This window comes from Corallococcus sp. AS-1-12 (genome assembly GCF_020036995.1).
Lineage (GTDB): Bacteria > Myxococcota > Myxococcia > Myxococcales > Myxococcaceae > Corallococcus.
In genome coordinates this window covers 149678-168690 of sequence record NZ_JAIQDD010000010.1, presented here as the reverse complement: position 1 = coordinate 168690, position 19013 = coordinate 149678, and the positions used below count along the sequence as shown (strand labels likewise).

Sequence of the window (19013 nt, the reverse complement as noted above, 5' to 3'; positions counted from 1 at the left end):
GGAGGGGGCTGAATGGACACCCGACGGGGCCTCATCGTGTTGCTGGCCTTCAACGAAGAGGAGTGCATCGGCTCGACGGTGGCGGAGCTGCGCGAGGCGCTGCCGGAGTTCGACGTGCTCGTGGTGGACGACGGCTCGCGCGACGCCACGGCGCAGCGCGCGCGGGACTGCGGGGCGCGGGTGCTCAGCCATCCCTTCAACCTGGGCGTCGCCGCGGGCGAGGCCAGCGGCCTGCTGTTCGCGTCCCGCAACGGGTACGACCACGTCATCCGCATGGACGGCGACGGCCAGCATGACCCGGCGTCCGTGCCCGCGCTGCGCGAGGCGCTCCAGTCGGGCGTGGAGCTGGTCATCGGCAGCCGCTTCGCGGGCGTCACCAGCTTCCGCTCCACGCGGCTGCGCCGCTTCGGCAACCGGTTCCTGGCGGGCCTCCTGTCCACGCTGAGCCGCCACCGCATCACCGACCCCACCTCCGGCTTCCGGGGCTTCGGTCCGCAGGCGATCCGCTTCTTCGCGCGCGTCCACCCGCATGACTACCCGGAGCCGGAGAGCGTGCTGATGGCGGCGCGCCAGGGCTTCGCCATCGCGGAGGTGCCGGTGCGCATGCGGCCGCGCCTCACCGGCACCAGCTCGCTGACGCCGTGGAAGTCGGCCTTCTACATGGCGAAGGTGTCCTTCGCCCTGCTCATGGAGCGGGTCCGTCCCGTCTGATGCCCATGCTTCGCTCCAGCCTCATCGGCGTGGCCTTCGCGGCCGTCTTCGCCTTCAGCGTCCTGTGGTCGGCCCGGGGCCGGCGCACCAGCGAGCGGCACACCTTCGCGTGGCTGCTGGTGGCGGCGGCCATCGCGGGCCTGTCGCTGTGGCGCCACGGCATCGACGCGCTGGCGGCGGCCATGGGCATCTACTACGCCCCGTCCGCCCTCTTCTTCATCGCCCTGTCGTGCCTCATGTGGCTGGTGTACCGGCTGAGCCTCCAGGTGGCGGATCAGCGCCAGCAGCTCAAGCGGCTGGCCCAGGAGGTCGCCCTGCTCACCTCCGCGGAGGCCGAGCGCGCCGCGCGCGCGCAGCCCCGTCCCGAAGCCGTCCCCCCCGCCGCCGCAGCCCGGCGCGACCCGCACGCCGCCTGAGGGCCCACCGGGCCCCCTCCCGTCCTCCATGCTTCCGTCTGCCCCGTCCCCGTCCCCGCTGCGTCCGTTCTTCATCGCGCCCGTCGTGGCCTTCCTCGTCGTGGCCGCGGTGCTGGGCGCGGTGTTGAGCTTCCTCACCCCGCCGTTCCAGGTGGCGGACGAGCCGGCGCACTTCTACCGCGCGTACCAGGTCTCCGAGGGGCAGCTCACGGCCACGCGCATCCCGGTGGGTGACGCGGGCGGGCAGCTCCCGCGCAGCATCGTGCGGGTGGCGCAGGAGGTGTCCGAGGGCGTGGGCGGCAACCCCGCGGCGCGCCAGGACCGGCAGCGCCTGCGCGACGCGATGCACGCGGCGCTGGCGCCCCAGGACACCCAGGAGTGGCGCTTCGCCGCGTCCGCCATCTACTTCCCGCTGGTCTACTTCCCGCAGTCGCTGGGCATGGCGCCCGCGCGGATCCTGGAGGCGCCCCCGGTGGTGGTGCTGTGGGCGGGCCGGCTGGGCAACGTGCTGGTGGCGCTGGTGCTCACCGCGGTGGCGCTGCGCCTGATGCCCTTCCAGCGGTGGGCCTTCGCGCTGCTGGCGCTCACGCCCATGGTGCTCTTCCAGCGCGCGTCCGTGTCCGCGGACCCCATCACGATGTCGGCGTGCCTGCTGCTGGTGGCGCTGTCGCTGCATTTCACCTTCGCGCACCCGGGGCCGCTGGGCGCGAAGCAACTGGGCCTGCTGCTGGCGAGCGCGGTGTTCGTGGCGCTGTGCAAGCAGGCCTACCTGCCGCTGACGCTGGTGTTCCTGCTGCTGCCGCTCACCCGGCTGGGAACGCGCGGCCGCTATGCCCTGGCGCTGGCCGCCATCGTCGCCGTGCCCGCGCTGCTCCAGTTCGCGTGGTCCGCCACGGTGCGGGACATCTTCCGCCCCAGCGAGGTGGTGGCGCAGGTGGCCCACGTGCGCGCGCACCCCTTCCAGGTGCTGGGCGTGCTGGTGAGCGACTTCTGGACGCGGCTGCCGGACTTCCTGCACCAGGGCGGCGGCGTGCTGGGCTGGCTGGACACGCCGGTGCCCCGCCCCGCGCTCCTCGGGCTGGCCGCGTTGCTCCTGGGGGTGATGGTGCTGGACGCCGACGGGGCCGCGCCGAAGGTGGGCTGGCGCGAGCGCGCGGTGGCCCTGGGGGTGGCGGTGGCGGGCGTGCTGGCCATCCAGGCCATGCTGTACCTGGCGTGGACGGCGCCGGGCGCGAACCACGTGGACGGGGTGCAGGGCCGCTACCTGTTGCCCTACACGCCGCTGCTGGTGGTGGCGCTGGCCCCGCCCACCTGGGCACCGCGCGCGCTGACGCGCCTCAAGCCGGTGCTCATCGCCGGCTTCATCCTGCTCACCACGGTGGTGACGCTCACCACCGTGTACCAGCGCTACTACGGCCCGGCGTAGGCGCTCAGGACCGGGGCTTCGTCGCTTCCAGGACCCACACCACCTCCAGACACGGCGGATCCAGGAAGGCCAGCTTGACGTCGAAGGGCAGGCCCAACTGGTTGCGGGCCGCGGAGAACAGCTCGGACATCTCGTTGAAGGTCCACACGTGGAAGTGGATGTTCGTGCGGTTCTGGAGGAAGTCCTCCGTCAGGCGGGCCAGCTCCTCGCCCTCCTTCCGGTCGATGAGGCGCAGCCACTCGTCGTAGTGGGCGCGCCGGGAGACCTCCGGCCCCTTCAGGTGGTCCTCCACGACGTGCGCCGCGGAGGTGAGCTCCCGGGGCAGGTCGAAGGTGAAGCGCTTGTCCGGGATGGCCATGAAGAGGATGCCTCCGGGGCGCAGGACCCGGAGGAAGTTCTTCAGCGTGCCAATGGGGTCTTCGCAGTGCTCCAGGACGTGGTTGGCGATGACGAAGTCCTGGGAGTCCGGCGCCACCGTGCCCAGCTCCTCGCCGTTGTCCACGATGTCCGGCGTGACGATGCGGTCGGCCACCTCCGGGAAGCGGGCGCGCAGCACGTCGATGGGCGCCACGTCCACATAGCGGACCCGGACCCCGGCGGGCACCTTCGTGGGATTGGACAGGGCTCCGATCTCCAGGCCCTCGCCGCGCAGGTACTGGGCCGCGATGAGCTCCCGGGTGATGGGCGGAAGCGCGGGGGCCGGCGGTGGCGGCGCCTCGACGACCGGCGGTGACGGCTCCACGGGGGCCGGCGGCGACCAGCGAGACCGGAGCGATGCCAACTGGTTCTCCGTGCGCAGCAGCCCCGTCTGGAGCTGTGCGCGCACGGCGGTCTTGATCGCGGGAGGAATCAGGGCCTTGAGCTGGGACAAGGGCATGGAGCGTCTCCGGGGGTTCAACGGTGGGGCACCGCGGCGCTGGCGTCCTGGCGGGGCGTGCTCCGGGCGGGAGGATTCACCAGGCCGGACAGGAGCGAGTGGAGCTCCCGGGCCTGGGTCTCGTAGTCGCGCACCGGGGTGCGCTGGGCGTTCGGGTCGCGCGCGATGCGCTCCGGGTGGGCCACCAGGTCGCGCAGCACGCGGCGGAAGCCGTCGGCGTCCGACATGTCCACGACGTTGCCGTTGACGCCCTCCACGATGTCCTCGCTGACGCCGCCCGACGCCGTGGTGACCACCCACACGTTCCGGGCCATGGCCTCGCGCACGGTCAGCCCGAAGCTCTCCTTGCACTGCGAGGGCATCAGCAGCACGTCCACTCCGTCGAAGAAGGCGTCCATCCCGTCCTGATCATACGGAGGCACCACCTCCACCTGGCCCTTCACCTTCCATTCCTTCGCGTCGATGGAGGCCGACCCCATGCGCAACTGGATGTCGGTCATCTTCAGGACCCAGCCGGACTCCGGCACCGACTCCAGGATGTCCTTGAGCCAGAAGTACCCCTTGTGCCCCGCGCGGCCGCCCAGGTAGGCGAAGCGGACGGGGGCGTTCGCGGGGCGCGGGGCGCGCGCGCGGCCGGGCAGCAGCACGCCGTTCTTGTTCACGACGATGCGCTCCGGCGCGACGCCGTTGGCGATGTAGAGCTGGCGCTGGAACTCGCTGGGCGCCAGCAGCAGGGCCGCGCCGTCCAGCACCTTGCGCAGGGCGAACGTGCGCTTGAAGGTGTAGCGCGAGTCCGGCACGCACTTGGTGCACACGCGCAGGTCGATGCCCTTCTGGCCGCAGTACGTGGAGTCCTCGCGGACCATGAACTGGCGCTCGCACAGCCACCACGCGTCATGCACGGTGATGGTGTACGGGATGCCCTCCGCGGCGCACGCCGTGGCGAGCGCGGAGCTCAGGAGCTGGATGGAGTGGAAGTGCACCACGTCCGGGCGCACGGCCTTGAGCACCTGGGTGAAGGTCTCCCCCATGCGCGGGTTCTGGTACTCCTGGGCGCGGTCGGTGAGGGACGGCACCTGGGTGGCGATGACCGGCAGGCCCAGCGCCTCGTAGCGCACCACCGAATAGGCGGGCAGCGGCGAGTTCATGATGCCGGTGAACACGGTGACGTCGCAGCCCTCCGCCTTCAACTGGTGCGCCAGTTGCTCCGTGACGACGGTCGCCCCGCCGAAGCTCAGGGGCGCGAAGAGGATGTTGGCCTCCAGGACCTTCAGGCGCGGCGGCGGCGCGGGCGGCAGGTGCTGGAGGATGGGCTGCAGCCGCTCCGTGGCCACGACCGCCGGGTGGTAGCGCGACAGCACGCTGCGGTGCGCCTCCTCGCCCATGCGCTTGCGCAGCGACGCGTCCTGCACCAGCGCGGAGAGCGCGGACTCCCACTCCTCACGGGTGGTGGCGATGAAGCCGTTGCGGCCGTGGTCGATGATCTCCCGGAACGGCCCGGAGCCGGAGCACACCGCGGGCACGCGGAAGATGGACGCCTCGATGAACTTGATGTTGCTCTTGGCGTCGTTGAAGACCGTCTGCTCCAGCGGCGCGATGGAGATCTGCCAGGACGCGAGCGCGCGCAGGTAGTCGTCCGCGTCCAGGAACGGAATGCGGAAGACGCGGTCGGAGAAGCGCGAGAAGCCCTCCGGCAGCTCCAGGAAGCCGTGGATGGCCAGGCGCACGTTCGGATGGCGCTCCATCACCGCGAGGATGGCGTCGGAGGCGATGGTGAAGTCCGCGTCGTGCGTGCGCGTTCCGCTGCCGTAGCCGATGGTGACCGTGTCCGGGTCCACCGCGGGCGGGCGCGCTTCCATCTCCCGGGCCAGCTCCAGGATGCCGTCGTCCAGGCAGTTCTCGACGACGTAGACCTTGCCGGAGATGACGCGGGACATCTGCTCCGCGATGGTGGGCGTGCTGGCGATGGCGTGCTCACACAGGCTGAGCGCCTTGCGGTAGAGCTTCGCGCCGTTGAGCAGCAGCTCGCGCTCGTTCGCGGGCAGCCGCTGCACGTTGGTGTTCCGCTGGTACTCCTCCACGTCGAAGATGAGGTCGTCGACGTCGAAGAAGTGCGGGAGGCCCAGGCGCCGGGTCTCCGCCAGCAGCTCCTCCACGCCGGGGAAGGCGGGCACCCGGTAGTAGATGACCAGGCCGTGGAACTGGAGCGCGGCCTTGCACTCCTCGTGGTCGTTCCAGCGCAGGACGGTGACGTCGTACCCGAGCCGGTGGAACATGGCGACCTTCTGATCCACGCGGTAGCGCTTGCACTGGGGCAGCGACAGCTCCGCGATGATCAGGATGCGCCGGCCCAGGCTGGCCTGGGAGACGTGCGTGAGCGGCGCGGTCCACGGCGCCGGGCGCGCGGGCGGCGCGCTCGGGGCCTCGACCAAGGCGGCGGTGGGGGGGACGGGGGCGGCCGGCGTGAGGGCGGCCTTCGCGGCGCGCAGGGCCTGGAGGGCGCCCTTCTTCGCGGGCAGCTTGATCAGCTTCGCGCCCACCTTGTGCAGCGTGCCCTTGCTCTTCTGGTAGAGGTGGCCGCGCTTCGTGCCGGGGGGCAGCACGCGCTCGCGCATGGCCCAGTAGCGGTTGATGGCCTTCCAGGCGAGGCTGCCGTTGATGTGCGCCAACTGCGAGCCCTGGGTCGCCACGTGCGCGTCCAGTTCGTAGATGCGGGCGTTCTTGCGGCCCAGCTCCTCCTGGAGCATCCGCTGGGCCAGGCCCATCCGCGCGAGCCGGCCTTCGAACTCGCGAAGGGTGCTCGCGGTGTCGCGCGCCGCCTCGCGGGCGGCGTCCAGCTCCGCCTGGAGCTGCTGCGCCTGACGCGCGTGGTCCGCGGCCTGCTGCTCCTTCTGGCCGTAGGCGTCGCGCAGGTGCTGCCGGTGCAGCAGGAGCGTCAGGCGCCCGCCGAGCGTGGCGAAGGCCTGCCGCACGTGTTCGCGCTCCGCGTCCCGGGTGCTCGTCAGGGCCAACAGCCCCTCCGGCTGCTCCGGGCCCACCGCGAGCACGCCCAGACCGAAGCCGTGCTCGAACTCGAAGGAGGGATGCTGGCCCCGCAGCTCCTCCCACAGCCGCCAGACGCCGAAGTCGCGCTCGTGCACGTGGGTGTCGTGGAAGAGGACGACGCCGCGCGCGCTCAGCTTGGGGCGCCAGCGCTCGAAGTCCGCCTTCACCTGCGCGTACTCGTGGCAGCCGTCGATGTGGAGCAGGTCGATGGAGCCGTCCTCGAACTGGCCCAGGGCCTGGTCGAAGGTCATCGGGTGCAGTTGGGAGAACCGGCTGTAGAGCGGGTCGTGGTGCGCGCGCAGGTCCGCGAGGACGTCCGGCCCGTAGAAGCCCGCGTGCGGGTCACCCTGCCAGGTGTCCACCGCGTGGCAGCGCGTCTCCAGCTTCAGCGCGTCCACCGCCTGGCAGAACGCGGAGTAGGACACGCCGGTGTGCGTCCCCAGCTCCACCAGCGTCGCGGGACGCAGCAGGTCCACCAGGAACATCGCGAACGGGACGTGCTCCACCCAGGCGGAGGACTCCAGCAGGCGCAGGGGCTGCGTGAGGCAGAGGGGATGTTCCAGGGGATTGAGCTGTGGATGCATGTTCGTGGCGTCCGGAAGGCAGACCCTCGCGGCAGGCAAGGCACGCCCCCCCTCTCCTTGGCGGATGTCCTCCATGTCATCCCCCCCTGAGAGCGTCAAGGCTGGCAGGCCGCCCGCTCCTCATGGAGGGAAGCGCGCTCGCTGTTCTTTTCTACGGTGTCTGGACGAAGCCGAGCCGCGGATGCCCTGTGGGGTCGGTCCGTCCCGCGCGAACCCACGCTTCACGGAGCCGGTCGGCATCGTGGGAAGCCGCAGGTGCGCCCTCCCGCGCACGGGTGCGCACGAGGCGCGCATGGGGTGCGTAGAGGACACGCAGCCCGGCTTCGCCCGCGCGCAGGCACAGGTCCACGCCCCGGGCCTCGTCGGACGTGAAGGCCGCGTCCCAACCACCGAGTGACTCCAGGACCTCGCGGCGGATCATCGCGCAGGCGCTGGAGACGGCGCGCACGTCCCGGGGCCAATGCGAGCCGCCGAACGCGCCGAGCGTGGGATCGAACAGCCCTGCGAAGGGGCGCAGCACCCGGCCCTCGGCGTCGAAGCGCAGGCCGGCCTCCAGCACCTGTCCTCCGGGAGAGACGATGCGCGCGCCCACCACGCCGACGCCGGGGCGCGAGGCCTGTGACGCGAGCTCCCTCAGCCACCCCGCTCCGGTCGGGAGCGTGCCGGCCTCCAGGACGAGGATGAGCTCGCCCCGGGCCTCGCGCAGCAGCCGGTTCGCCACGGCGCCCGGGCTCAAGGCCGCGTCCACTTCGACGGGGATGACGTTGCTGGTGGAGGCGGCGCCGGGAGACGAAGCAGGGACGCGGACCTCCACGTCCAGGTCGTCCGTGAAGGCGAGGAGCGCCGCGAGCTCGGAGTCGGTGGGTGATTCCGAGAGCAGCACGGACACCCGGGGGCGGCCCACGAGCGGGTGGCGGATGCGGTACAGCCCTGGCGCGACCGTCTCCGCCGAGCCGCCCTCCCCCATGCGCGCCAGGTGCTCCGCCACGGCCCTGCGGCCCGCTTCGGAGGCCGCGGGCTTCGCGCTGGCGTCCGTGGCCGTGGAGCCGGGCAGCGTCCGCCAGTGGTAGAGCACGCGGGGGATGTGGTCGAAGCGCGGAGTGCGCTCCATCAGGCGCAGGAGCAGGTCATGGTCCTGCGCGCCCTCGAAGCCCGGGCGGATGCCTCCCACCTCGCGCAGCAGTGATGCGCGCACCACGAGGAAGTGGCACACGTAGTTCACCGCGCGCAGCAGCTCCGGGGACAGCGCGGGCTTCAGGTAGGGCGCGAAGCGCAGCCCCCGCGCGTCCACCTTGTCCTCGTCCGAGTAGACGACATCCGCGTCCGGAGTCTCCCCGAGCCGCAGCGCGACCTCGGCCAGCGCGTGCGGCGCCAGCAGGTCGTCATGGTCAAGGAAGCCCACGTACTCGCCGGTGGCCAGTGCCAGCGCCGCGTTGGTGGCGCGGGCGATGCCCTGGTTCGACTCCAGCCGCTCGAAGCGGATCCGCGCGTCGCCGGCAGCGGCCTCACGCAGCACGTCCGCGACCGCCGCCGAGCGCGAGCCGTCGTCCACGATGCACAGCTCCCAGTGCGGATACACCTGAGCGCGCACGGACGCGACGCACGCGCGGAGGACGTCCACCGGCGTCTCCCAGGCAGGCGTGACGAGGCTGATCCGAGGCCGGTGCGCCAGCCGGGTCAGCGCGGCGGTCGCGTCGCGGACCTCGCGAGCCTCCTGCGCCAGGGCCTCGCGCGTGTACGACTCCGGCGCGGGCAACAGCACGACCGGACGGGCCGCGCCAAGGAGGTGCCGCAACAGGCGCACGGTCGCGTGATTGAAGGCGACCTGCCGGCGCCACAGCTCGCGCCACAGGGGAAGGCCCACGGCTCGGGCCTCTTGAGACAGCACGTCGCAGCGGGCTTCCAGTGCGTCCAGCGCCTCGGCGGCGCCCTCGGTCCGAAGGGGCCACCCGGCATTGGAGAGCAGGGCCACGACCGCGAGGTTCCAGGCCCGCTGCGCCTCCAGCCCCGGCACGGAGGGAAGCCACCGGCCCACCGCGCCCCCGGGACGCGGATCCGCGAGTCGCGACAGTTCCTCACGGGCTCGCTCCGGAAGCGTGTGGTCCGGCGCCCGGATCAACGCTCTCAGCCGCAGGTCAAAGCGCAGTTGGCGGTCCAGCACCCACCGCTGCAAGGGAGAAAGCCCCCGTGTCCCCCAGCGTTTGGCGGCGGTGATGATCGGGCCCCAGCGCGCGCGGTGCGACCGAGGCACGTCGAAGCCCAGCACCTCGACGAAGACATCGTGCGGCGGACCCGCCCGGCCACCGGCAGCTCCGGACGAAGCAGAGGATGCCTTAGGATTGGCCGGGCCCATCTCCGCGCCCCCGACTCCTGACGTCCCTCGCGGGTTACGTGGGCCCTCGCTGTCGGCGGTGCCCATCGTCTCAGCGCTCGTTGCCGGACTTGAGCCGGTTCGCCAGGGTCTTGAGCGTGCTGTGAACCCAGGGGATGCCGTGGACTCGCGCGTTCAGCGCGTCCACCATCCGGTGGCGGAACTCCCGGGCCTGGAGCGTCTCGTCGCGGATCCGCGCCACGGCTTCCACCCATGCATCCAGGGGGCGCAGCAACCAGGTCCCCGGAGCCATCGCGGCCGCCGGCGGTTCGCGCGGCCCTCGCACCTCGCATGAGGCGATGCCGCCCAGGAACACCGGCGGAAACAACGCCCCCAGCCGCGCGGGCAGCTCCCCGAGCCCCGACTCCGTCGCCACCGCGAAGGGACCGATGCGACCCCGGTCGATCACCATCGCGTGGACGAGCTCCGGATGCTGCACCAGGTGCTCCACCTCCAGCCGCTCACCCAGCGGGAATGGCACCTTCGCGCGCACGTAGGGCGGAGTTCCCTCACTGGACGCCCACTCGGTGCGGAACGCCCGCGCCACCGCCCAGGCCTCGCGGCCCGTCTGGAGCGCGCGCACCAGCTCCACGTAGTGACGCGGATACACCAGGCACCGCGCGTCCACGAATGACAGGTACTGTCCCCGCGCCTCGCGCACGGCCTCCGCGTACAGGGCCCCCGAGGACGCACGCACGACGCGCGCCTGGAACGACCCCAACCTGCCGTAGCGCTCCAGCGCCGCCTCCGCCGCGGACAGGTCCACGCCCTCGGGCGCCGCGAGCAGCAACTCCAACGGCTGCTGCTCCTGACAGGCCAGCGCGAAGAGCGCCTCGTCGAGCGCCGCGTCCCGCGCCCCCGGATCCACCGTGACGACGACGCTGAGCAGCCCCGCCACCAGCGCGCGCACGGGCTCGTCCGGCACCGCGACGTAGAGCCCCTCCTCCACCTGCGTGGACGGCGACACCTGGGCCAGCACCGCCCGCAGCGCCTGCGCGGTGTCCTCCGCCAGCGCCGTGCCTCCGGACGCGCACGGCACCACCTCGCGGTGCGCCACGCGGTAGCCCGCCTCGGCCAGCCGCCGCAACATCCGCTGCTCGGAGAGCCCCGCGCGCACCGGCGCCTCGCCCGTCAGCGCGCCCATCAACGCCCGCGCCGAGCCCGCGTTGCGCAGGCCGAACACCAGCTCCGCCCCCGGCGCCTCGCGCCGCAGCGCCTCCAGCCCCTCCTCCAGCACCCGCTCGACCGCGTCGCCCTCCAGCACCACCAGCGACGGCGCGGGCCCCTTGCCCCGCTTCCACTCCGGCCCCGGCAGCGCCCGCACGGAGAGGCCCCGGGCCCGCAGGGCCTCCGCCAGCGCGGGCGACGCGCCCACCAGGCTCACCACCGCGCCCGCGCGCGCACGCGACCGCACCCACTCCATCCACCGCTCGGTCGCGGCGGACGGGGAGGCCTCCTCGGATAGAGCGTTCACCAGCGCCTCCGGGCGAACTCCAGGTGGTGCCTGAAGTCCGCGATGCCCGCGAGCTTCCGACCGGGCTTGAGGACGTCCGGCGTCGGGAACGGCTCGCCGCCCAATTGCGCGTACTCCCGCAGGCGGGCGTTCATGAACGCCGCGTCCCCGTACTTCGCCCCGAGCAGGGCCGCGCTGCGGCGGACCATCCGCTCGCGCACCGGGCTCTCCTCGCGGGTGACGGTGTAGTGGTGCACCAGCGCGGCGGGCGCCACCCGGATGGACAGCCCGGAGGCCCTCGCGCGCCACGACAGGTCCACGTCCTCGCAGTACATGAAGAAGCGCTCGTCGAAGCCCCCCACCCGCGCGTGCAGCCGCTTCGTCACCAGCAGCACGCAGCCGCTGCACCAGGGCGTCTCGCCCGTCGCCGGGTGGTACGGCTTGGGGTGCTCGTCCGGGAACAGCCGCGCCTCCACCAGCCCCGTGTCCGCGCGCTGATCCGCCTCACGGGCCAGCTCCCGCACGCAGTCCGGATGCAGCAGCCCGTCCGGGTTCACGCAGACGTAGTACCGCGCCCCGCCCGAGCCGAAGGCCTCCGCCATCAGCCGGTTGTGCGCGGCCCCGAAGCCCAGGTTGCCGCCCGCGTGCCGGTAGTCCGCGTCCGCGTCCAGCCGCGCAACCCGCGCGCGCAGCGTGTCGTCCGGCGAGTTGTCCAGCCAGACGACCCGGAACGCGGGCGCACCCGGGACCTCGCGGTTCCACCGGAGCGACTCCCACAGTCGCTCCAGCTCCCGCTCCGGGTTCCGGTAAAGCACGATGCCCAGCCAGATGCCCGGCCCCCCCCCGTTCGCCGAAGCAGGGCCGCTCACGAGCCGACGTCTCGCACCGGCGCCACGCGAGCCGCGGCGCCCTCGACAATCCACCGGTGTGGAGGCCGCGTCACCCCGCCGTCCCGCACGCCGGAGCGCACCTCGAAGGCGCACGCCGCCTCGCGCTTCTCCCGCACCTGCCCCGCCCGGTCGCGCACCACCACCGTGAACGCGTAGCGCCCCGCGGTGAGGCCCAGCCGGTCCACCACGAAGCGCACCGTCCCGCTGCCTGCCGCCGCCGCGCAGAAGGGCACCTCCTCCGCGAACGTGTCCGTGGCGTGCACCAGCACCCCGTCCGCCCGGAGGAGCTCCAGCCCCAGGCCCAGCTCCGGCGCGGGCGCATTCGCGGTGTACGCGACGCTCAGCTCCAGGCCGTCCTCGGTGTCCACGCACTCCACCGCCCCGCCGTCCCGGCCCTTCAGCGTCACCGCCTCCAGGGTGAGCGGGGACGGTTCGGCCTGGGGCGCCGCCAGCGAGGGCAGCGCGCCGCCGTCCGACGCCAGCGCGGGCGCCTCCATGGACATGCCGCGCTCCTCCGCCAGCTCCACCGCGCGGCGGTAGCTGCGGATGACGTCCGCGGGCGGGCCGAACTCGCGGATGCGCCCGGCGTCGATCCACGCGCCCAGGTCGCACCAGCGCTCCAGCGTCCCCAGGTCGTGGGTGACGATGACGATGGTCTTCCCGGCCCGCTTGAACTCCGTCATCTTCGCCAGGCTCTTCTTGCCGAAGTGCTCGTCACCGACGGCGAGGATCTCGTCGATGATGAGGATGTCCGGGTCCACGTGCGTGGCCACGGAGAACGCCAGGCGCATGTACATGCCGCTGGAGTAGGTGCGCACCGGCTCGTCGATGAAGTCGCCCAGCTCGCTGAAGGCGATGATCTCCTCCATGCGCGCCTTCACCTCCGCGCGCGACATCCCCAGGATGATGCCGTTGATGAGGATGTTCTCCCGGCCGGAGAAGTCCGGGTGGAAGCCCGCGCCCAGGTCCAACAGCGCGCTGATGCGCCCGTTGATGTCGATGGTGCCCGTGGTCGGCGTGTAGATGCCGGAGATGAGCTTGAGCAGCGTGCTCTTGCCGGAGCCGTTGCGCCCGATGATGCCCACCGTCTTGCCGCGGGGCACCACCAGGTCGATGCCCCGGAGCGCTTCGATCATGGACTTGCCGTCCGTGTCGCGCTGGCCTCGCAGGAAGCGGATGAGCTCCGACTTGATGGTGGTGTACTCGCGCCGGATGGTGCTCTTCCGGAAGCGCTTCACCACGTTGCGGAGCACGATGGCGTCCGGAGACGCGATGGCGCTGGTCATATGAACTCCGCGAAGTCCTCGCGGCGGCGCTCGAAGATGCCCGCCGCGATCCACAGCAGCGCCAGGGAGATGCCCATCCACATCAGGAGCGGGCCGGGCTGCGGCAGTTGATGTTCGTAGAAGATGGCCTGGTAGGACGTCACCATCACCGCCATGGGGTTGAGCAGCACCACGGGCGCCCGCACCGCCTCCGGCAGCGAGTCCACCCGGTAGAACACCGGCGTGACGAAGAACCACATCGTCAGCAGGTTGGCGATGATCTGCTGCAGGTCCCGGAACGTCACGTTGAGCGCGGACACGATGTAGACCAGCGCCACCGTCATGCAGAGCTGGGTGAGCAGCACCACCGGGAACGCCACCACGTGCCAACTGGGCACGTAGCCCAGCAAGAGCCCCAGCGCCACCATCAGCGGCAGGGACAGCACGTAGTTGCACAGGTTGGTCACCACCACCGTGGCCGGGAGCACCTGCGCGGGGAAGCGCACCTTGGTGAGCAGGTCGCGCCGGTCGCTGATGGCGCTGGCCCCCGTCCCCAGGGACGTGGAGAACCAGATCCACGGCAGCAGCCCCACGAAGACGAAGAACGTGTACCCGGGGATCTTCTGCCGCATGTAGACGGTGAAGAGCAGCGAGTAGACGCCCATCTGCAGCATCGGGTTGAGGAACGTCCAGAAGAAGCCGAGCACCGAGTTCCGGTACCGGGCCTTCAGTTCCCGCTGGGTCAGGCTGAGCAGGAGGCCCCGGTACTGGTAGAGCTCACGGAGGTTGCGAAGCATGCGGCGCCATCCATACCTCATGCCCCCGGAAGGTGTCAGGCATGGGACTCCAGCCATCCACGCGAAAGCCCGTCTGGCCGGCAGGCCTCGCGCGCCGCCAGGAGGCCGGCTGGGAAAAGAAAAAGGCCCCCTGGTTTCCCAGAGGGCCTTCGATTGGAGCGGGAAAAGGGATTTGAACCCTCGACCCTCGCCTTGGCAAGGCGATGCTCTACCGCTGAGCTATTCCCGCATCAGGTACTGCGGTGCTGCGTGCTTCGATTGGAGCGGGAAAAGGGATTTGAACCCTCGACCCTCGCCTTGGCAAGGCGATGCTCTACCGCTGAGCTATTCCCGCATCAGGTACCGCGTGCTGCCCGGTCAGTGCCGCCCCGGAAGTGGGGCGGGATATACAGAGGCCTCCCAGGCACGTCAAACACTTTTCGCATCCGGATCCGCCCCGCCTCGCCGGGCGAGCATGCCGAGGAACGCCCGGAAGTAGACGACGGCGCTCCACACGGAGAACGCGCCGGACAGGTAGACCAGCACCTTGCCCACCTGGTTGTAGTCCACGGTGACGACGCGGAAGCCCATGTCCAGCGGGTGCACGTAGTGGACGCACAGGGAGATGATCCCCACCAGTTGGAGGGACGTCTTCCACTTCCCCTCCTGCCCCGCGGCGATGACCATGCCCTCGCTGGCGGCGATGGTGCGCAGGCCGGTGACGATGAACTCGCGGGCCAGCAGCACGATGACGACCCAGGCGGCGATGCGGCCCAGGCGCACCATCATCACCAGGGCGGCCATGGCGATGAGCTTGTCCGCCAGCGGATCCATGAACTTGCCCACCACGGTGATGAGGTTCCAGCGGCGGGCCAGGTAGCCGTCGATGACGTCGGTGATGGCGGCCACGGCGAACACCAGCGCGGCCAGCAGCGAGTGCAGGGGGTCCGCGTCGTAGGTGAGCCAGACGAACACCGGGATGAGGAGGATGCGCCCCAGCGTCAGCATGTTGGGCAGGTTCCAGAACTCCTGCACCAGGATGCTGGGACGGCGGGACGCGCGGCGGCGGGCCCGCTCCTCGCGCTTGCGCTGCTTCCTGAGGGCTCGCTCGGTGGCCATGGGCGCGCGTTCTACCGGACCCCGAGTGCGATGAGGGCAAATCCTTCACCGCCCAGCTCCACCGCCGCCTTCAGTGTCTCCCCGCCAGCGGTCGTCACGAGCGGCACCACGCGGGGCGTGAGGTTGCCCACCCAGCCCACCAGGTGCGTGAGGGGCACCGTCACCGGCTGGTCCATGGCCACCGGCACCGAGCGCAGCGGGCCCGTCAGGCTGAGCAGCACCCGCCCCTGCCCGCGCAGGTGCACCAGGTCCAGGTCCTGTGCCAGGTCCGACGGCACGCGGCCGTTCTCGAAGACGACGGGCTCCTCGAAGGCGAAGACGCACGCGTCGCGCAGGTAGACGGACTCGTCGTCCAGGGAGACCGCCACCCACTGGCGCCCGGACACGGGCTCCAGGTGCAGCGTCCCCTGCCCCCGGGCGCGCACCATGGCCTGGTCGCCCTCGCCAAAGGGCTTGTCCGTGGCCCGGCCCCGGAAGCGCTTCATCTCCGGCTCGAAGGTGACCTGGCCGCGCACGGCGATCAGCCCCTCCAGGCGCGTGAGCAGCTCGCCCTCCACCGAGAGCGCCATGGCGGACGCGCCCTGGGTGAAGGGCTGGCCCGGCGCCGCGCCCGGCAGCGCCACCGAGGGCACCCACGCGGTGAGCACGGGCGGGTTCGCGCCCGTGCCGGCGTCAGGCGCGGGAGGCCGCTCGGAGGACCGGGGCTCCTGAATCGACCCGGCGGGCCGGGTCGTGGGGGGCGGCTCGCTCGTGGCCAGCGTGGCGAAGGTCTCCGCGAAGGCGTCGCCGGGGCCCGACTCCAGGTCGGACGCGAGGACGGGCGGCTCCTCGGAGACTTCAATCTCCTCCGACACCGGCGTGGGGGGCAGCTCGTCGGCGACCTCGACGTCGGCCCCGGAGGTGTCCGCGTCCGTGGTGGCGGCGAGCTCCGCGTCCTCCTCGAAGGTGCTCGCGCCAGCGGCGAGGCTGGGGTCCTCGTCCTCCTGGACCTGCGTCGCGGCGGGCAAGCTGAACGCGTGGTCATCCGTGGGGGCCGGCGGGCCTTCGTCCTCCGCGAAGAGCAGGTCGTCCTCCGGTGCCTTCGCGGCGGCCTGGGGCGGCGCGGCGGCGCGAGGAGCGCGGGGCGTCTCATCCAGACCGAACTGGGCCCCCCAGTCGCTCTCACCGGAAGCCGGCGTGGGCGCGGGCGGCGCGACGACGACGGCGGTCTCGTCCTCCTCCTCGCGCGGGCGGGCCGGCGCGGGGGCCGCGGGCGGACGGCTGTAGACCTCGCCCGCGATGGCGCGCGACATCTTCTCCGCCATGGCGTCGCTGCCGGACAGGAGGAAGTGCTCGCGCGCGCGGCCGTACTCGCCCATCTGGGCGAAGGTCAGGCCCAGGTAGTTGTGGGCCTTCTTGTGGTCCGGCGCCAGGTCGGTGGCGGTCTCGAACTCGCGCGCCGCGCGCTGGAGCGCGTTCGTCTTCAGGTAGACGAGCCCCAGGTTGACCCGCAGCGTGGGGTCCACCGGGTTGTCCCGCACGAGCATCTCGTACAGGTCGGCGGCGCGGTCGAAGAGGCCCAGCTTGAAATACGTCAGGCCCAGGAGGTTCTGGGCCTTCTCGTGGCGCGGCTGGAGCTGGTGCGCACGCTCCAGGAAGTCCTTCGCTTCGGTGACCTTGCCGGCGCCCAGCAGCTCGCTCCCGCGTTGGAGCTGCTGCAGGAACTCCTCGTCAGCGGGGCCCGGCGGCTTCGTCCCCTTCGTGCGCGTCGTCATTCTCGGGTGTGGGCTCACGGCTGCTGGCCTCGGCCTGGGCGAGCCGCTCGCGCTCCTTGTAGTGTTGGTAGAGCTGGAGGACCTTGCGCACGTATTCCTGCGTCTCGGCGTACGGCGGCACCTGGCCTCCGTACTTCTTCACCGCGTCCGGGCCAGCGTTGTACGCGGCGACCATCTTCACCATGTCGCCGTCGAACATGTTGGCCAGCACGCGCAGGTAGCGCACGCCGCCCTCGATGTTGTCCTTCGAGTCGAAGATGTCCTTCACGTACATCTCCGACGCGGTGCCCGGCATGAGCTGCATCAGCCCGCTGGCGCCCTTGTGGCTGAGCGCGTTCGGGTTGAAGTTGCTCTCCGTGTGCATGATGGCGCGCACCAGCGCGGGCGGGATGCGGTAGCGCAGCGCCGCGTTGGTGATGTGCGGATCCAGCTCCGCGGGCGTCCGCGAGCGGCCCCGCACGGGCGCGGACTTGGCCGGCGCGGGCGTGAAGGTCCCGGACAGCTTGCGGGCCTTGCGCGCGCCTCCAGGCGGCACGTTCGTGTAGACGATGGTGCCGTCCTTCTCCACGTAGCTGTAGATGCCGTCCGCGGCGGCGGCCGGGAGGGCACAGGTCAGCAGGACGACGAGGGCGGGCAGGACACGCATGGCGGCGGGCGAAACCTTAGACAACGCCCGGAAAGTCCTCAAGAAAACGCCTTGTTTCCAGCACTTACCGCCATTAAGCCTGTTGGCCATGCCCCATCGGTTTGATTTCCTGGTCATGGGCGGCGGCGTGGCCGGACTGTCGTTCGCCCTGCAGGCGGCCCGGCACGGCACGGTCGCCGTGCTCACCAAGCGCGAGCGCGGTGAAGGCAACACCGCCTACGCCCAGGGGGGCATCGCCGGTGTGCTGTCCCCCACGGACACCTTCGACGCGCACATCGACGACACGCTCGTCGCGGGCGCGGGCCTGTGCCACCGCGACGCGGTGGAGGTGACGGTGCGGGAGGGCCCCGCGCGCCTCAAGGAACTGGTGGCGCTGGGCGCGGCGTTCGATCAGCGCGGCGGCGAGTTCGACCTCACGCGCGAGGGGGGCCACTCCGCCCGCCGGATCATCCACGCGGGCGACATCACCGGCCGCGAGGTGCAGCGCGCGCTGCTGGCCGCGTGCGACGAGCAGCCCCACATCACCTTCTTCCAGAACACGGCCGCCATCGACCTCATCCTGGACCGGCGTCCGCACATGCCGGCCGGCAGCCGGTGCCTGGGCGCGTACGCGCTGATGGAGGACGGCTCCATCGAGCGCTTCCTCTCCAAGGTGACGGTGCTGGCCACGGGCGGCGCGGGCAAGGTGTACCTCTACACGTCCAACCCGGACGTCGCGACGGGCGACGGCGTGGCCATGGCGTACCGCGCGGGCGCGCGCGTGGCGAACATGGAGTTCTACCAGTTCCACCCCACGTGCCTCTTCCACCCGGAGGCCAAGAGCTTCCTCATCAGCGAGGCGCTGCGCGGCGAGGGCGGCAAGCTGCGGCTCAAGGGCGGCCAGACGTTCATGGACCGCTACCACCCCATGAAGGACCTGGCCCCGCGCGACGTGGTGGCGCGCGCCATCGACGCGGAGCTCAAGCGCACGGGCAACGACTGCGTCTACCTGGACATGACGCACCTGGGCCGCGCGTACCTCACCGAGCGCTTCCCGAACATCTACGCCACCTGCAAGGCCTTCAACATCGACATGGCCGTGCAGCCCATCCCCGTGGTGCCCGCGGCCCACTACCAGTGCGGCGGCGTGGTGACGGACCTGCACGGGCGCACCAACATCCCGGGCCTCTACGCCATTGGAGAGGTGTCCTGCACGGGCCTGCACGGCGCCAACCGGCTCGCGTCCAACTCGCTGCTGGAGGGCCTCGTCTTCGGCCACCGCGCGGTGCAGGTGGCGTCCGAGGAGCTGGCGTCGCTGACGCTGCCGAAGGAGGACCCGCCGGCCTGGGACTCCGGCAGCGCGGTGGACTCCGACGAGAGCGTGGTCGTCACCCACAACTGGGATGAGATCCGCCGGCTGATGTGGAACTACGTGGGCATCGTCCGCACGGACAAGCGGCTGATGCGCGCCAGGCGCCGGCTGGAGCTCCTGCGCGAGGAGATCCGCGACTACTACTGGCGCTTCAAGGTCACCCGCGACGTCATCGAGCTGCGCAACATCGCGGAGGTGGCGCACCTCATCGTGGACTGCGCCAGCCGCCGCAAGGAGAGCCGGGGCCTGCACTACACCCTGGACTACCCCCACACGGACGAGCACCAGGGCACGCGCGACACCGTCCTCTCCCGGGAGCTGTGAGCACC

14 protein-coding genes and 2 tRNA genes are annotated in these 19013 nt (G+C 71.6%); 4 read left to right on the top strand and 12 right to left on the bottom strand.

Going from position 1 to position 19013, the window contains the following annotated elements:
* Positions 1–12: 12 nt before the first annotated feature.
* Genes K8556_RS18780 through K8556_RS18770 form a run of 3 tightly spaced genes read left to right on the top strand, consistent with a single transcriptional unit; the run spans position 13 to position 2553 of the window.
* Positions 13–711 carry a glycosyltransferase family 2 protein gene (locus K8556_RS18780; RefSeq protein WP_223741437.1) on the top strand — a complete coding sequence of 233 codons (699 nt, stop codon included), beginning with the start codon at positions 13–15 and terminating at the stop codon, positions 709–711.
* Positions 711–1127, top strand: a complete 417-nt coding sequence (locus K8556_RS18775; protein ID WP_223741436.1) for a DUF2304 domain-containing protein — start codon at positions 711–713, stop codon at positions 1125–1127. Before K8556_RS18780 ends, K8556_RS18775 begins: the two co-directional genes overlap by 1 nt.
* Positions 1128–1155: 28 nt before the next feature.
* Positions 1156–2553: a DUF2142 domain-containing protein gene (locus K8556_RS18770; RefSeq protein ID WP_223741435.1), complete on the top strand. Its 1398-nt coding sequence runs from the start codon at positions 1156–1158 to the stop codon at positions 2551–2553.
* Between the two features lie 4 nt (positions 2554–2557).
* Here the strand turns inward: K8556_RS18770 and K8556_RS18765 are convergent, their stop codons facing one another.
* The 12 genes from K8556_RS18765 to K8556_RS18710 all read right to left on the bottom strand — a co-directional run bounded on the left by K8556_RS18765 (position 2558) and on the right by K8556_RS18710 (position 17333).
* Complete coding sequence (locus K8556_RS18765; RefSeq protein WP_223741434.1) at positions 2558–3430, bottom strand: class I SAM-dependent methyltransferase; 873 nt, start codon at positions 3428–3430, stop codon at positions 2558–2560.
* Positions 3431–3447: 17 nt separating this feature from the next.
* Positions 3448–7059, bottom strand: coding sequence for a class I SAM-dependent methyltransferase (locus tag K8556_RS18760; protein ID WP_223741433.1), 3612 nt, complete (start codon positions 7057–7059; stop codon positions 3448–3450).
* A 151-nt stretch (positions 7060–7210) separates the two neighbouring features.
* On the bottom strand, positions 7211–9232 hold the full coding sequence (locus tag K8556_RS18755) for a glycosyltransferase (RefSeq protein WP_223741432.1): 2022 nt from the start codon (positions 9230–9232) through the stop codon (positions 7211–7213).
* A gap of 250 nt (positions 9233–9482) precedes the next feature.
* Positions 9483–10904, bottom strand: a complete 1422-nt coding sequence (locus K8556_RS18750) for a glycosyltransferase family A protein (protein ID WP_223741431.1) — start codon at positions 10902–10904, stop codon at positions 9483–9485.
* Positions 10901–11698 carry a glycosyltransferase family 2 protein gene (locus tag K8556_RS18745; protein WP_223741430.1) on the bottom strand — a complete coding sequence of 266 codons (798 nt, stop codon included), beginning with the start codon at positions 11696–11698 and terminating at the stop codon, positions 10901–10903. The genes K8556_RS18750 and K8556_RS18745 overlap by 4 nt, the downstream gene beginning before the upstream one ends.
* Before the next feature lie 50 nt (positions 11699–11748).
* Complete coding sequence (locus tag K8556_RS18740) at positions 11749–13059, bottom strand: ABC transporter ATP-binding protein (RefSeq protein WP_223741429.1); 1311 nt, start codon at positions 13057–13059, stop codon at positions 11749–11751.
* The gene (locus tag K8556_RS18735; RefSeq protein ID WP_223741428.1) at positions 13056–13835 is read right to left on the bottom strand and encodes an ABC transporter permease; all 780 of its coding nucleotides are present in this window, start codon (positions 13833–13835) and stop codon (positions 13056–13058) included. The genes K8556_RS18740 and K8556_RS18735 overlap by 4 nt, the downstream gene beginning before the upstream one ends.
* 154 nt (positions 13836–13989) lie before the next feature.
* A tRNA-Gly gene (locus K8556_RS18730) sits at positions 13990–14064 on the bottom strand.
* 30 nt (positions 14065–14094) lie between these two features.
* Positions 14095–14169 (bottom strand) — tRNA-Gly (locus K8556_RS18725).
* A gap of 74 nt (positions 14170–14243) precedes the next feature.
* Positions 14244–14933, bottom strand: a complete 690-nt coding sequence (gene pgsA / locus K8556_RS18720; protein ID WP_223741427.1) for a CDP-diacylglycerol--glycerol-3-phosphate 3-phosphatidyltransferase — start codon at positions 14931–14933, stop codon at positions 14244–14246.
* 11 nt (positions 14934–14944) lie between these two features.
* A complete protein-coding gene (locus K8556_RS18715; RefSeq protein ID WP_223741426.1) occupies positions 14945–16687 on the bottom strand; it encodes a tetratricopeptide repeat protein in 1743 nt (580 codons plus the stop codon).
* A complete protein-coding gene (locus K8556_RS18710; protein WP_223741425.1) occupies positions 16644–17333 on the bottom strand; it encodes a lytic transglycosylase domain-containing protein in 690 nt (229 codons plus the stop codon). Before K8556_RS18710 ends, K8556_RS18715 begins: the two co-directional genes overlap by 44 nt.
* An 88-nt stretch (positions 17334–17421) precedes the next feature.
* On the opposite strand from K8556_RS18710, the gene nadB reads away from it, so the two are divergent.
* The gene (gene nadB, locus K8556_RS18705; protein WP_223741424.1) at positions 17422–19008 is read left to right on the top strand and encodes an L-aspartate oxidase; all 1587 of its coding nucleotides are present in this window, start codon (positions 17422–17424) and stop codon (positions 19006–19008) included.
* The last annotated feature ends 5 nt before the right edge of the window (positions 19009–19013 follow it).